General features: G+C 69.9%; 11 protein-coding genes. 6 read left to right on the forward strand and 5 right to left on the reverse strand.

Annotation, left to right across the window (positions count from 1 at the left end; genetic code table 11):
• The first annotated feature begins 45 nt into the window (after positions 1-45).
• Positions 46-6,006: a DUF4011 domain-containing protein gene (locus tag ABZU43_RS11920; RefSeq protein ID WP_355006511.1), complete on the forward strand. Its 5,961-nt coding sequence runs from the start codon at positions 46-48 to the stop codon at positions 6,004-6,006.
• Between the two features lie 114 nt (positions 6,007-6,120).
• Positions 6,121-6,648 carry a GNAT family N-acetyltransferase gene (locus tag ABZU43_RS11925; protein ID WP_355006512.1) on the forward strand — a complete coding sequence of 176 codons (528 nt, stop codon included), beginning with the start codon at positions 6,121-6,123 and terminating at the stop codon, positions 6,646-6,648.
• A gap of 36 nt (positions 6,649-6,684) precedes the next feature.
• Here the strand turns inward: ABZU43_RS11925 and ABZU43_RS11930 are convergent, their stop codons facing one another.
• From ABZU43_RS11930 to ABZU43_RS11950, 5 genes are read right to left on the reverse strand one after another with little or no spacing between them, the layout of a single operon-like run.
• Positions 6,685-6,819 (reverse strand): DUF4926 domain-containing protein, encoded by a 135-nt coding sequence (locus ABZU43_RS11930; RefSeq protein WP_355006778.1) that lies wholly within the window; start codon positions 6,817-6,819, stop codon positions 6,685-6,687.
• A complete protein-coding gene (locus tag ABZU43_RS11935; RefSeq protein WP_355006513.1) occupies positions 6,792-7,130 on the reverse strand; it encodes a hypothetical protein in 339 nt (112 codons plus the stop codon). Before ABZU43_RS11935 ends, ABZU43_RS11930 begins: the two co-directional genes overlap by 28 nt.
• Positions 7,130-8,323 carry a WXG100 family type VII secretion target gene (locus ABZU43_RS11940; RefSeq protein WP_355006514.1) on the reverse strand — a complete coding sequence of 398 codons (1,194 nt, stop codon included), beginning with the start codon at positions 8,321-8,323 and terminating at the stop codon, positions 7,130-7,132. Before ABZU43_RS11940 ends, ABZU43_RS11935 begins: the two co-directional genes overlap by 1 nt.
• Positions 8,320-8,640 (reverse strand): type VII secretion target, encoded by a 321-nt coding sequence (locus tag ABZU43_RS11945; protein WP_355006515.1) that lies wholly within the window; start codon positions 8,638-8,640, stop codon positions 8,320-8,322. The genes ABZU43_RS11940 and ABZU43_RS11945 overlap by 4 nt, the downstream gene beginning before the upstream one ends.
• The gene (locus ABZU43_RS11950) at positions 8,627-9,070 is read right to left on the reverse strand and encodes a YbaB/EbfC family DNA-binding protein (protein ID WP_355006516.1); all 444 of its coding nucleotides are present in this window, start codon (positions 9,068-9,070) and stop codon (positions 8,627-8,629) included. The genes ABZU43_RS11945 and ABZU43_RS11950 overlap by 14 nt, the downstream gene beginning before the upstream one ends.
• Positions 9,071-9,424: 354 nt before the next feature.
• Here ABZU43_RS11950 and nhaA point away from each other — a divergent pair, with 354 nt between their 5' ends.
• From nhaA to ABZU43_RS11970, 4 genes are all read left to right on the forward strand, one after another.
• On the forward strand, positions 9,425-11,359 hold the full coding sequence (gene nhaA, locus ABZU43_RS11955) for a Na+/H+ antiporter NhaA (RefSeq protein WP_355006517.1): 1,935 nt from the start codon (positions 9,425-9,427) through the stop codon (positions 11,357-11,359).
• 203 nt (positions 11,360-11,562) lie between these two features.
• On the forward strand, positions 11,563-11,910 hold the full coding sequence (locus ABZU43_RS11960; RefSeq protein ID WP_355006518.1) for a hypothetical protein: 348 nt from the start codon (positions 11,563-11,565) through the stop codon (positions 11,908-11,910).
• 203 nt (positions 11,911-12,113) lie between these two features.
• Positions 12,114-13,301 (forward strand): MFS transporter, encoded by a 1,188-nt coding sequence (locus ABZU43_RS11965; protein WP_355006519.1) that lies wholly within the window; start codon positions 12,114-12,116, stop codon positions 13,299-13,301.
• A gap of 116 nt (positions 13,302-13,417) precedes the next feature.
• Complete coding sequence (locus ABZU43_RS11970; RefSeq protein WP_355006520.1) at positions 13,418-15,082, forward strand: ABC transporter substrate-binding protein; 1,665 nt, start codon at positions 13,418-13,420, stop codon at positions 15,080-15,082.

Genomic DNA, 15,082 nt, shown 5'->3' on the forward strand with positions numbered 1-15,082 from the left:
ACCGCTAGGCTGGCCTCCCCGGTCTCCCCACCTGGAGAAACGCCCATGTCCGACAGCGTCTTCGCGCAGTTCACCGCCGACGACGACCAGCTCGAAGTTGGGCTGATCGTCCAGCCGGCGATCAACGCCGCCCTGGTGCACAACCGGGTGCCGTTGGTGCGTCACCTCACGCTCGTCAACCGAGGTGCGGTGCCGCTGACCGATGTCACGGTGACGCTGGAACTGCGAGGCCCGGACGGGGCGTTGACCGAGCCGTGGACGCGTACCCTGACCGCGCCGTTGCGGCCCGGGGCCAGCACGAGTTGGGACGACTTCCTCGACTTCAGGCCCGACCGCGTGCTGCTGTACCGCACCGACGAGGCGTTCCCTGTCGACTACATCCTCCGGGTGCAGGCGGGGGAGCAGACCCTGCGGCTGGTCGCGCCGTCACGAGTTCTGGCGCACAACGAGTGGTTCAACAGCCCTGCCCTGTACGACAGCCTGGCGGCTTTCGTGCAGCCGAACACCCGGGCGGTGGAGGCGGTTCTGCGGGCTGCCGCCCAGCTCCTGCTCGCGCGGACCGGCTCCGGTTCGTTGCAGGGCTACCAGGAGGGTTCGGAGCGGGCGGCGCTGATCGCCGGCGCGGTGTACGAGGCGTTGCGCCAACTTGAGATCACCTACCAGACTCTGCCGGCGTCGTTCGAGAACACCGGCCAAAAGGTACGGACGACAGCGGCGGTGCTCGACGGGCGGCTCGGCAACTGCCTCGACCTGTCCGTCACGTACGCCGCGTGTCTGGAGGCGGCCGGGCTGCACCCGCTCGTCTTCATCAGCGCGGGGCACGCCTTCGGCGGCTTCCTGCTGGAGGAGGAACGGCTGGGCTCGGCCGCAGTGACCGAAAGTAACCTGCTGATCTCGATGGTGGACTCCGGCCGTGCCGTGCCGGTCGAGCTGACCCGCATCGGGCCGGGCGCGCAGTCGGCGACATTCACCGAGGCGGTACGCGTCGGGCTCGGCCACTTCCGCGGTGACGGTGAGCGGATGCAGGGCGTTGTCGACGTCCACCTGGCCCATCGCTCCGGCATTCAGCCGCTGCCGTCGCCCGACGAACTGATCACGCCCGCCGCAGTCGACGCCGAGGCGACGGCGGAGATAACAGCGTCCCTGGACCTGCCGCCCGGCGTCGCCGCCGCGAAGCTGCGCCAGTTCGCCGACGAGGGCGAGGAGGCCCCGCAGCAGTCCGACGGGTCACCGGCGCGCGTCCAGCTGTGGAAGAAGTCGCTGCTTGACCTGAGCCTGCGTAACCCGCTGCTCAACCTGCCCAAGCGTGGTCGTGGGCTGGACCTGCACGTGCCGGCGGGTGCGCTGGCCCTGCTCGACGACCTCATCCACGATGGCAAGCAGGTGCAGGTCATCCCGCAGGACGACATCAGCCAGGTCCACGAGCTGGCCGGGTCACGTCGGGCGCAGGACCTCGACGCCGAGATCCTGACCCGGGAGCTGCGTACCGACCGGCGGGTCTACGGCGCGGTCACCGACGCCCGCTACAAGACGGCGATGCGCGCGTTGCAGCGCGAGGCGCGCACGATGGAGCAGGAGACGGGCAGCAACTACCTCTACCTGACCATCGGCACCCTGGTGCACACGAAGACGACCGGGGGAGAGGCGTACGCGCCGCTGTTCCTCCTACCGGTGCGCATCGAGGGTGGCAGCGGCCGTCGCCCGTACGCGATGATCATCGACGGCACCGAGGTCGCCAGCCCGAACTACTGCCTGATCGAGTGGTTGCGGGTCAAGCACAGCGTGCGAATCCCGGAGCTGGAGCGACCGGTCCTCGACGAGCGCGGCATCGACATCGCCAAGACCCTCGCGGCGATCAACACGGGGTTGCTCGACAACCGGCTCAACTACCGCATCGACGAGACCGCCAGTCTTCGACTGTTGCAGTTCTCCACCTTCCAGATGTGGCGGGACCTCACCGATCACTGGCCCCGGTTCATGGAGAACCCCGTCGTCCGGCACCTGGTCGAGTCGTCCGGCGCCACCTTCGACGATCCGGCCCGCCCCGACGACGCCGAGGTCATGGTCGACGAGGCGGACCTGCACCTGCCGATCCCCGCCGACGGGTCGCAGATGCAGGCCATCGTGCGCGCCGAGCGCGGACACTCCTTCGTTCTTGAAGGCCCGCCGGGCACCGGCAAGTCCCAGACCATCACCAACATGATCGCCCGCGCGGTCAGCTCGGGCCGGTCGGTGCTGTTCGTCGCCGAGAAGCAGGCCGCGCTGGAGGTGGTCAAGCGCCGCCTCAAGCAGATCGGCCTCGGGCCGTTCGCGCTCGACCTGCACGGGCGCAAGCAGTCCCTCAACGCGATCCGCCAGCAGTTGCGCGACGCCCTCGACCAGTACGACCAGGGCGGCGACGGCACGTGGACGGCCGTCGAGACTGCCTACCGGACGCGGCTCGCCCCACTGACCGAGTACCCGGCCCAGGTGCACACCACCAACCCCGTCGGAATGTCACTCTGGTCGGCCTACGAGCAGACCCTGGCGTACGGGGACGGCCCGGTCGCCCCGATCCCGGTGGCCTACCTGCAGGCACCCGCCCCGGCACGCGCGCAGGTCGAGACGACACTGCGGGAGTTCCCGGCCGCCGCCCGGTCGGCCCGGCTCCGGGCGGCGCACCCGTGGGCGCTCAGCGGTTGCCGCACCCTCGACGGGCTGCACGGCGCAGCGGTCACCGAGATCGCCGGTGAGCTCGAACGGCTCCGCGCCGACCTCGCCGCGTACCGGCGCCTGGTCGAGTTGCTGCGGAAGCTGCCCGCCCCGGAGACCGTGAGCGAGTTGCAGGCGGGCGCCTGGCTCGCCGTACGCGGAATGTTGCCGGACCGGCAGACCACAGTGCACGCCAGCGACCGGCGGTGGGACGAGGCGGTGGCCCGGTTCCAGGCGAACCTGGCGGCCTTCCAGCAGGGCTTCGCCGGTGAGCTGGCCACCTTCCGGCCGGACGTGTTCGCCCGGCCGGAGCTGACCGCCTGGCACGGTGAGGCCCAGGAGGCGGCGAAGCGGTTGTTCGGCAAGGGCAAGCGCCGTCAGGCCATCGCGGACCGGTTGGCGGTGCATCTGGTGGCCGGCGCCACGCTCGACGTGGAACAGGTGGAGGTGCTCACCGGCCGGTTGGTCGCCGCCCGAGCGCAGGCCGCCGCGCTCCACCAACACCTGCTGGGGCTCGGTGGGCTGCGGCTGTCGCAATGGTTGCCCACGGACCCGAACGCGCAGGAACGGTTGACGGAAGCGGTCGAGGCGACCCGGGTTGGCCGGACGCTGCTGAGCCAGCACCCGCAGGCCTGGGAGCTGTTCCAGAGCGGGTTCACCGATGTCGACGCGGCAATGCTCGACCGATGTGCCTCGCGATGGCGGGCCTGGCGTGGGGTGTTGCGCTCGGGCGGGCCGGAGCTGACCCTGTGGGCGGGCGGTTCGCACTGGATCGACGCCTGGCAGCGCGACGGCGCGGCCTGGCTGCACGAGTTGCAGAGCGAGGAGTTGTTCCCGCTGCGCCGATGGGCGACCGTCCTGGCCCACGTCGACGTGCTCGCCTCGGCCGGTCTCACCGACTATCGGGACCAGCTGCTGCGCGCCGAGGTGCCCGCGCATCTCGCCGAGGAGGTCTACCGGCGGGGAGTCGCGGCGGCGTCCCTCGCCGAGCGGGTACGGGCCGGCGGTCTGCAGTACTTCGACCCGGAACTGCACGACGACGAGATCAGCCAGTTCGAGGCAGCCGCCGGTGAGCTTCGGTCCGCGCTGCCGACACAGTTGCCGTCGGTGCTGGTCCGGCGCCGCCCCTTCAGCCCGACCGACCGGCGTGGCCGGTTCGCCGACTTCGCGGCGGAGCTGCGCCGTAAGCGGGGCGGGCGGTCCTTCCGGGAACTGTTCGAGCAGTACCCGGACGCGGTGCTCGCACTGACCCCGTGCGTGCTGGTCAGCCCCGCGTCCGCGGCGAACTTCCTGGCGCCGGGGAGCCAACGTTTCGACCTGGTCATCTTCGACGAGGCCTCGCAGATCCGCGTCGCGGAGGCGATCGGCGCGATGGGTCGGGGCAGCGCCGTGGTGGTCGTCGGCGACTCCCGGCAGATGCCGCCGAGCAGCATCATGCAGGCCAGCCACAGCGTGGACGAGATCGACGAGGGCAACGGCCCGGTGCCGGAGGACCTGGAGAGCATCCTCAGCGAGGCCGTCGAGTCGGGACTGCCGCAACGGTGGCTGTCCTGGCACTACCGCAGCCACGACGAATCCCTCATCGCCTTCTCCAACCGCTACTACTACGACAACAAGCTCTCCAGCCTCCCGTCGCCCGGTGCCGCGAGCTCGGCGGGCGTCAGCTGGCGACGCGTCGAGGGCCGGTACGACCGGGGCGGATCCCGCACCAACGAGGTCGAGGCACTGGCGATCCTCGCGGACATCACCCTGCGGTTGCACGACCCGGCGACCTCCACCCAGTCCGTCGGCGTGGTCACCTTCAACATCCAGCAGCGGGATCTGATCCTCAACCTGCTGGAGGAGAGCACCGATCCGATCATCCGCGAGCACCTCTCCGGCGCGGTCGCGGAGCCGATCTTCGTGAAGAACCTGGAGAACGTCCAGGGCGACGAGCGGGACGTCGTCCTGTTCTCCCTGGCCTTCTCCACCAACCTGGAGAGCGGTCAGCTCCCGTTGAACTTCGGCCCGCTCAGCCAGGCCGGCGGCGAGCGGCGGCTCAACGTGGCCATCACCCGCGCCCGCCGCCAGGTAATCCTCTACTCGTCCTTCGACCCGTCCGACATCGACCTGTCCCGTACGTCGGCGCTGGGCACACAGCACCTGCGGGCGTACTGCGAGATGGCCGCCGCCGGCGCGGAACGCCTGGGCGACCTCGCCACCGACCGCACCGAGCGGCGCAGCCGGATCCGCGAAGAGGTGGCCGCGGCGCTGCGCGACCGCGGCCACGAGGTCCGTACCTCACACGGACTCTCCGACTTCACAGTCGACATCGCCGTACGCAGACCAGGCTCTTCCCGTTGGCAGGTGGCCGTCATGCTCGACGGCCCGGACTGGAGCGCCCGCCCGACCGTGGCCGACCGGGACTCCGCACCCGCGCTCCTCCGCTCGATCATGGGCTGGCCGGAGGTCGTACGGTTCTGGCTGCCGGCGTGGATCCACGACCGGTCGGCGCTGCTCGACCGGGTTGACGACGCGGTCACCCGAGCCGAGACCCCCACGACCGCCCAATCCGAATACGAGTCGTCGGCGGTCGCAGAGAGCGTCGATGTGCCGCAGCCGCGCCCCGCAACGGACGTGGAGCAGCCATGCCCGGCACCGGCCGCCGAGTTGCCGCAGCCGCGTCTAGCGGTCGACGAAGAGCCCCTTCGGGGTGCGTCGGTGGTACCCGTCGTCGTGCCGGTCACGGTGGCTTCGGCCGCCGAGGCCATCACGGCAAGCCCATTCGTCCCGTACGCCCCAACCTCGCTCGGAGACCAGGCCGACCTCGAACTCCTGGCCACCGACCAGCGGATACGCGATCTGATGCGGAACGCGCTCCGCGACATCATCGAGGCGGAAGGGCCCATCGAGCAGCACCGGCTGGCACGCCTCGCTCTCGCCCGGTTCGGCTTCCTCCGTACCCGGGAGGACCGACGCACCGCCGTACTCTCCCTCGTCGACTCCCGCCGCCTCTACACGCACCCGACCGTGAGCCGGTACGCCTGGCCCGATGGCGTCGACCCGCAGACCTACCGAGGGTTCCGGGTCACCCAGGCGAGCAACGACCGCGCGTTCGAGGAGGTGCCACCCGAGGAGGTGGCCAACGCCCTCGTGCACGCGCTGCAGGGCGTAGCGAGCATGGACGAGGAGCGGCTGCTGCGTGCCGGCCTGGAGCGGCTCGGCTACCGCCGACGCACCGAAAAGATCGACAAGCTGCTCCGGTACGGGCTGCACGTCGCCCTGACCAGCGGTCGCCTCCGGTACGACCAGGAGGGCCGCCTCACCAGCGGCTGACGACACCCAGCCTCGGGCTTTCGTTGCGAGCTGCCCTCACTGAGGGGCTAAGGCCAGCCCTGTCGGCCTCGAGTCAGCAGGACAGATCGAGACCAGTAGATGGGAGTAGACGGTATGGGCATCCCCGTGATGATCCGACAAGCCACGCTTGTAGATGTCGAGCGCATAGTCGCGGTGCACACTCAAGCCCGCAGCGCCTACTACATCGCCGGAGGACTCAGCGCCGACGACCTCGCCGACCCGGCGCAGACGCAGCAACGCCATGACGGGTGGGCGCGCGCCATCGACTCACCAGATCGGGTGGTGAAGTGCGCCACTCTAGATGGCAAGATCGTCGGCATCCTGAGTATGGGACGCCCAAATTCGCCCACAAAGGACGCCCGCACGGTCGGGCAGCTTCACCAGATCCACGTGATGCCCAGCCATTGGGGCAACGGCATCGCGGTACGCCTGCACACCAGCTTTGTCGACTACCTCACGGAGGCTTCGCTGACGACAGGCCTGCTCGAGGTCTGGGAACGCAACGCCCGTGCACAGTCCTTCTACGGCAAACTCGGCTGGAAGCCTGACGGCGACCACCGGCCCGGCCCAAATGGCAGCAACTACATCTCCCTGCGGCTCGCCGCACCTGCCGCACGTTAACCCCCGCGCCCCGCCATACGGTCGCATGGACACCTGTCAACGGTGGCCACCGCACCGCGACACCTGGTCGGCTTCGAGCGTGACCGTGGCTACGGTGCGGCCACCAGTGTCCGTGAACTCGACTTCGTACGCGGTCGGACGGCCTACCCAGGATCGTGCGTCTCGGAGAATCCTGCGGAATAGGTGGCGTCAACCAACTCCTGAAGACGACGGAGGACGTCGACCTTGTGCTCGGTTTCCGGCAGCTGTCGCTCGCCAGCCGTCACCAGCCCGTTGCGCCAGTGGTTGACAATTTCCTGCTGTGCGGGGGCAGGTAAATCGTCGATCCACAACGACCCGAGGTTGTTGTCGACGATCTCCTGCAGGCGGTCGGCGGTCTGTCGGTCCGAGAGGCGGGAGATCAGGAACTCCAGCGTCCAGTCGAACAACCCCCCGGTCGCGGTCCAGTCGACGCCGGGTTTCAGCACGATGAGGCTAGCCATTACTTCCCCACGATGAATACTCGCGGACCGAGGCTCCGGTCCGCAATGAACTGTTCGATACGGGCCACTTGTTCCGGGTTGAACTGCGCGACGTCCACCGGCACCAGGTCTGCTTTGTCTAAGTGTCGCTCGATCTGATACTGCAGTTGCGGCCACTGCCGGTCAAAGAACTGGGCCGGGAAGTTGCCCACCGCATCGTAGGTCCGACCGGCTTCGTCGACCCAGTCGGCAGAGGAGTCTGCCGGAGCGCGCTGCAGCTTCACGCCCAATTCCTGCTCCAAACGGACCGCTGTCTCCGCCTCGCCCGGACGAAATCGCCCGGTGGCCGGATCCATGCCGAGATCGTGGACTCTTTGCTGCTCCGTCACGCCATGGCCGGGTCTCTCGCGCGGAGGCTCAGGCTCTGGCGTGGTTCGGCTCGGCGGCGCCTCACCTTTCAGGAGCCGCTCCAGTGCCTGCTTGAGTTTCTCGATGAGGTCGCCGAGCCGACGCATCTCCGGAATCAACCGCCGCAGGCTGGCCAGCAACCCGCGCAACAACCGCGCTATCCGCGCGCCCCACGACGCCACCAAGGTCGTGACCTGCTCCACGACCAGCGGCGCGGCCAGTCCGCCGGTGATGAGGAGTTCGCCCGCGTACACGATGATGCGGGACACGCACGCGGCGATGGCGTCGCGGACGAGGAGTCGGACGGCGGCCACTAGGCCGGCGGCCCCTTCGGTGATCGCGGCCATGGTGTCGGCGCCCTGGGCGAGGCCGGTGATGGCCTGTTGCTGTTCGGCGGTCCAGGCCCGGTAGGCGGGGCCGGCGCTGCCGCCCCAGCCGGAGACGTCGGTGCGCACGGCGCGTGCCAGTTCGGCGGCGTCGTCGCGGAGTGACCCGGCGATGTTGCGCCAGGTCTGCGCGTGTGCGGTGATCTGCGCCGGGTCGCCGGCGAGCCAGTCCAGCGCCTCGCTGAGGGGCTTGACGTGTTCGATGAGCCAGGCGATCCCGTACTGGAGCAGGGCGCCGACCGGGTCGGAGACGAGGGCGAGGGCGTCCAGGCCGGCGCTCACGACGCCGAGGCTGCCGTCGATCCAACTGCCGCTGCGGACGCCCTGGGCGATGAGTTCGATGTCCTCGCAGATCCACACGCCCGCCCAGGCGCTGGGTGGGGTGTCCGCAGCGGCGGCGACGAGCGGGTTCGACGTCACCTGTGTCGCCGCACCCCGTCGAGTAGCTGCTTGGCGTGGGCGTCTGAGCTTCGGTAGCGGTCGGCTCCGACCCGCAGCTTGCCGGCGGTGTCCCGTACCGATGCGGCGGCGGCGCCGATGCTGTCGACCAGGGTGCGCTGGAGGCCGTCGAGCAGCACCGGCATCATCGCGCAGAGCTGCCCGTAGGCGTCTGTGCCCAATCGGACGTGCTGGCCTGCCTGCTGGGCGGTGTCGAGGCTGCTGGCGCAGCGGTCGAGGTGGGCCGCGTGGGCGGTCAGGTCGTCCGGGTCGACCTGGATGCCGTCACCGGCGGGCATCGTTCGATCCCTGGTCGGGGAGGAGCCGGCTGCGGTACGAGTCGATGATGGCCTGGGCGCTCGCGTCGTCGCCAAATGACTCCGTGGCTGCGTCGCTGACCTGTCGAAGCAGGTCGGCGCGCGCGGCAGCGGTGGTCTCCAGGATCTGCCGAGCGGTGTGCGCCGCGGGTCGTTGCCGGACGCGTTCGTCGAGCCGTAGGTCGATCAGCAGGCCGGCTGAGTCGACTGTGACATCGACGGTCCGGTCGGTGTCGTGGGCGGTGCCGGTCAGATCCCGCACCGTCGCCGACATCGCTTTCGCTCGTGCCGCCCGCTCGGCGAGCGACGTCTCCCACTCGTCGAGCCGGCGCTCCGCCGCGTCGAGCGCAGCGTCGTCCGCCCACACGTCGACCCTCCCCAGGGGACCGCTGCCGGCGACAACCGGCAACATCACCGGCACGCTACCAACCAGTGGCGCTGCGTGCATGCCCAGAGATCGAACGCCAAGGAGTCGCGCTAGGCGAAGCAAGCGGCCCGTCAAGCCCCGCCCGTCCCGTCGATCATGGACTTGTGGTGGGTAACAAAGCACCTGCTACGGCGCTAAATCAGGCACCACAACTCCATGATCGACGGAGTCGGGGCGCGATCTTGCAGTTTCTGTCGCGGCATATGACGCAGAAACCCGCATCTCGGTGACCGAAACTGCAAGATCGACGCGGCAGGGGTGCCGCCAAGGAGACGTGTTCACGGAGGAGGAGTGGCAATCCGGACCACGTGACGGTCCAGGGCGACGAAGATTGTTTCCGTGACGAGCGACAACACGCAGCGGGGGTGGTCCGCCCGAACCATCTGGGACCGGCGGTTCGACGCTCCGCTGCGCTCGTTCCTGCGTACCGAGACCGGCGGCGCGCGGGTGGTGGTGATCGCCGCGGTGGCGGCCCTCGTCTCGGCGAACCTCAGCGCATCGTCGTACGAGTCGGTCTGGAACACTCCCTTCTCGGTCCGGCTCGGCGACTGGCAGGTGGCGCACGACGTGCGCACCTGGATCAACAGCGGCCTGATGACGTTCTTCTTCCTGGTCGCGGGGCTGGAGTTGCGCCGCGAGTTCGACATCGGTGAGCTGCGGGAACGGCGTCGCCTGGCGTTGCCGATGCTGGCCGGGGTCGGCGGCATGCTCGTGCCGATCGCCATCTACCTCGCCATCAACGCCGGGCACACCACCGCGGCGGGCTGGGGTGCGGTGATGGCCACCGACACGGCGCTCGCGCTCGGCGCCCTCGCTGTCTTCGGGCCACGCTTCTCGGAACGGCTGCGGGGTTTCCTGCTGACAGTCGCCGTCGTCGACGACGTGGTGGCTATCGCGGTGCTGGCCATCGCGTACCCGCATCACCCCTCGCTGACGGCGCTGGTCGTCGCGGCGGCGATCTTCGGCGTGGTGCTGCTCGTCCGGGGCTGCGGGGTGCGGTTCGGGCCGGTCTACGCGCTGCTCGGGGTGGCGGCCTGGCTCGCCGTCTCAATGTCCGGTGTCGACCCGGTCGCTGTGGGCCTGGTGATGGGGCTGCTGACCTACGCCTACGATCCCGGCCGCGGCGACCTGCAGCGGGCCAGCGACCAGTTCCGCCTCTTTCGGGAACAGCCCACCCCGCAACTGGCCCGGATGGCCCGGGCCGGGCTCACCTCGGCGCTGTCGCCCAACGAGCGGTTGCAGACGCTCTACCACCCGTTGGCGAGCTACCTGGTGGTGCCACTGTTCGCGCTGGCCAACGCCGGCATCGTGATCGACGGCGACCTGCTGGCCAGGGCGGTGACCTCCCCGGTCACGCTTGGGGTCGTGGTCGCGTACGTCGTCGGCAAACCGGCCGGGATCGTGACCACCGCGTGGTTGGTGACCCGGCTCAGCGGCAACCGGTTCCGGCCACCCGTCGGGTGGGTCGCGGTCGCGGGCGTCGGCACGATCTCCGGCATCGGGTTCACCGTCGCCCTCCTCATCGCCACCCACGCCCTGAGCGGCCCGGCCCTGGACGAGGCGAAGTTCGGCATCCTCGTGGCGACCCTCGGCGCGTCAGTCGTCACCTGGCTGGTGTTCCGGTCCGTCGGACGACTCTCGCCGGCGCGGCGGACCCGCGCGCTGCTGGGCGTCACCGAGGGGATCATCGACCTGATGCTGCCGGTCGACGAGGACCGCGACCACATGCGGGGGGCGCTCGACGCGCCGGTGACGGTGGTGGAGTACGGCGACTTCGAGTGCCCCTACTGCGGGCAGGCCGAGCCGGTGGTCCGGGAGCTGTTGGCGGACTTCGCCAACGTCCGGTACGTCTGGCGGCACCTGCCGCTCACCGACGTCCACCCGCATGCCCAACTCGCCGCCGAGGCCGCCGAGGCGGCGGGGGAGCAGGGTGCGTTCTGGGAGATGCACGACCTGCTGCTCGCCCACCAGGACGCTCTCGATCCCGTGGAGGTGCTCGGTTACGCCGAACAGCTCGGCCTGGACCTGGACGGGTTCCGGGAGCACATGGTGAAGCGGATGGGCGTGGACCGGATCGCCGAGGACGTCGACTCGGCCGACCTCAGCGGTGTCACCGGCACCCCGACCTTCTTCATCAACGGCCAGCGGCACCACGGCGCGTACGACATGGCCGCGCTCTCGGCGGCGGTGAAGGCGGCGTTCGCGAGCGCGAAGCTCCGCCCCGAGTACCACCCTCGGGACCCCGACCGCCGGGAGACCGGCCCGGCGAGCTGACCGTCGGGCGCGCGGTCGTCCCGGGCCAGGTGGTCGACGGGCGCCGTGGTCACCTGCCGGCCGTCGGCGGTGCCGCCACGATCCCGGGTACGGGTCGACGCCTCGCTGACCTTCCGGGAGTCGCGGCGTCGCCGCACCAATGGGATCTGCCGCCGTGACCTCCGATCCGCCCCGCCCTGCGGGGAGCGTCGCGGGGTGAGGAGGTGTTGGTCGGCGCCTTTGGAGCGGAATCGTTTGCGGCATCAGCTCCAGAGGCAGGCCCAAACAGCCCGCACCCCCGCGCCGGGCTGGCGGAGAACACCTACTGGCGCTACGACAAGGCCGAGCAGTTGCGGGCGCTCAACGACCTGCCGAGCACCCGCCTGTCGACGTCGTCGAGTACCGTACGCGTCGTGGACGGGCGCAACACCGTCACCACGACGGTCCGCAACCAGGGTCGTACGGTCGCCGCCCTGGTGCGCCTCGCCGTGCGCGACAAGAGCGGTGAGCGGGTCCTGCCGGGCCGCTACGACGACAACTACTTCTGGCTCCTGCCGGGGGGAGACCCGTGAGGTGCGGATCTCCTGGCCGGCCCGGTCGGGCCTCGCCCGCCAGGTCACTGTGACCGCGCAGGCGTACAACTCCTAGGGGTACGCGGTGGGAAGCGGTGCCGTGCGGCTCCGCTTCCCACCGTCAGCCCGTGCGCGGCCACCTGATGCGGGTGTTTAGGTCCGTTACCGCACCTCGACTCGGGACCGAGATTCATGCTGGACGGGTGACACGGTCCGGTTTCACCTCCGGGGCGGTACGGGTCGCGTTCGCGTTCTGGATCACGCTCGTGGGCACCACGGTGCCGACGCCGCTCTACCCGCTCTACGAGCTGGAGTTCGGGTTCTCGTCGTTGACAGTGACAGTGGTCTACGCGCTGTACGCGCTGGGAGTCGTGGTCGGGCTGCTGGTCTTCGGTCGGCTCTCCGACCAGATCGGCCGACGCCCGGTCATCCTCATCGCGCTGCTGCTCTCGGTCGCCGCTGACGCCGTCTTCCTCGCCGCCGTGGACCTGGCGATGATCATCGTGGGTCGGATTCTCGCCGGGCTGTCCGCCGCACTGATCATCGGTACGGCGACAGCGGCGTTGGCGGAGCTGATCGACCCTCGGCACCCGAAGCGTGCCGCCACCGTGTCGATCTTCGCGAACCTGGGTGGCCTGGCCACCGGCACCCTGCTGTCCGGGATCGTGTCGGACGTGGCACCCGAACCGCTCCGGCTGCCCTGGGTGATCGTGCTGGTCCTGGCGGTGATCGCGATCATCGCGCTGCGCGGGGTGCCGGAGACGGTCCGGGAACGTTCGCCGGTGACCCTGCGGGTGCAGCGGTTGCACGTGCCGGCGACCATCCGCGGCGCCTTCATCCGCTCGGCGATCACCGCCGGCGCGGGCTTCGCCGCCCTCGGGGTGCTCACGTCGGTGAGCGGGCTGTTCCTCGGCATGGTCCTGCACATGACCTCACACACCCTGGCCGCGCTGGTGGTCTTCGTGGCGTTCACCGGTGCGGCGTTCGGCCAACTGCTGACCCGCGTGCTCTCCTCGCGTGCCGCACTGGCCAGCGCCTGCGCCGGCCTGGTGGTGGGGGCGGGCCTGCTGGCGTTCAGCATGTGGATGGCGTTGCTGGCGACGTTGCTCATCAGCGCGGCGATCATCGGGGTCGCGTCCGGGGTGGCGGTCGGTGACGGCATCGCGACGATCACGATGAAGACCGAGCCGCAGCACCGGGCCGAGGCGGTGTCGACCTTCTTCGCCATCCTGTTCGCCATGCTCGGTGTGCCGGCGGTCGCGGTCGGTCTGCTGATCCAGACGATCGGTCTGCGCCCGGCCGGCGAGGTCTTCAGCGCGGTGGTGGCGGTGCTCGCGCTGGTCGTCCTGCTCAGCCTGTTTCGGGGCGGCCGGACCCGGCCCGCGAGCTGATCGCCGGCCGGCTCGTTCCGGGTGCCAGGGGTGCCTGGTCAGCCATTCACTGAGGTCTTGCGGCGGTCATCGTATACAACATACGCTCCCCGAATCGCCCACTTGAGGAGCTCTCCATGACGAACCTCTCCCTCCGCGAAACCAGCCGGGCACTCCGGGCCGCCGTGGCGGCGGCCGCCGTCGTCTGCACGGTCGTCGCCTGCTCACCGGTGTCGAAGAACGAAGGCGGCGACCCGTCCGGCGGCGACCAGGCGGCCGGCCAGGATTCGTTCGGTACGCCCGCCGACCCCGCCGCCGTGAAGCAGGGCGGGAAGCTGGTCATCGCCCTCTCCGCCGAGCCCGACGCGCTGGACCCGACGCTGTCGAGAAGCCTCTACTCCCGCTACGTCTTCCAAGCCATGTGCCAGAAGCTCTACGACGTCAACGAGCAGGCGCAGGTCGTACCGCAGCTCGCGACGGCCCTGCCCACCACGAGCGGCGACGGCCGGACGGTGACCATTCCGCTGCGGCCCGGCGTGCGCTTCGCGGACGGCACGGCGTTCGACTCGGCCGCGGTGAAGGCCACCCTGCAACGCCACCTCACCAACGCCCGGTCTGCGCGCAAGAGCGAACTCGGCCCCATCGACGGCGTCGACACCCCGGACGCGCAGACCGTCGTTCTGCGGCTGAAGCAGCCGTTCGCGCCGCTGCTCGGGGCCCTCGCCGACCGGGCCGGCATGATCATGAGTGCCCAGGCGCTGCGGACCAAGGGTGACGACTTCGCCTCCGCGCCGGTCTGCGTCGGCCCCTTCAAGTTCGCCAAGCGGGTGCCGCAGAACTCCATTGAGGTGGTGCGGGACCCGAACTACTACGACGCGAGCAAGGTGCACCTGGACTCAATCTCGTGGCGGATCCTCACCGACGCCAGCATCCGCGCCGCCAACCTGCGCTCCGGCGACGCGCAGGTCGCCGACTCGGTCTCCACCCAGGACGTCGCCTCGCTCCGGCAGGACGCGGCGGTCTCCGTCCTCCAGTCGCAGTCCCTCGGCTACCAGGGCCTGACCATCAACGTCGGCAACGTCGACGGCGTCGGCACCGCGGCGAAGCCCATCAACCGCCCCCTCGCCCAGAACGCGAAGGTGCGGCAGGCCTTCGAGCACGCCATCGACCGCAAGGCCCTGGTCGACGCGGTCTTCAACGGTTTGCACGCCGCCGCCTGCTCCCCGATCTCGCCCGCGAGCACGTTCTCGTCACCCGAGGCGCAGACCTGCCCGGCGCACGACCCGGCCAAGGCCAAGCAGTTGCTGGCCGAGGCCGGCGTGCAGACGCCGTACGCGGTCACGATGCTCGCCTCGAACACCCCCGACACGCTGCGTCTCGCGCAGGCGTTGCAGTCCATGGTCAAGGACGGCGGATTCGACCTGAAGATCAACCCGGTGGAGTACTCGTCGCTCCTCGACGAGCAGGACCGCGGCAACTTCGAGCTGCTGCAACTGGGGTGGAGCGGCCGGATCGACCCGGACGCCAACATCACGAACTTCGTCGGCACCGGCGCCAGCCAGAACGTCGCCGGCTACAGCAATCCGCAGCTCGACACCCTGCTGACCCAGGCCCGCCAGGCCGGTGACGTCGAGGAGCGCAGGAAGCTGTACGGGCAGGCGGTCACGCTGCTCCAGCAGGACGACGCATTGATCTACCTCTACCGGCAGCGCAACCTGACCGCCGTCAGCAAGCAGATCCAGGGCCTCCAGGTCTACCCCGACGGCGTGATCCGGGCGGCCTTCGCCGGCTTCGGCAAGTAG

It is taken from the genome of Micromonospora sp. NPDC005205 (assembly GCF_040608275.1).
Classification (GTDB): Bacteria; Actinomycetota; Actinomycetes; order Mycobacteriales; family Micromonosporaceae; genus Micromonospora.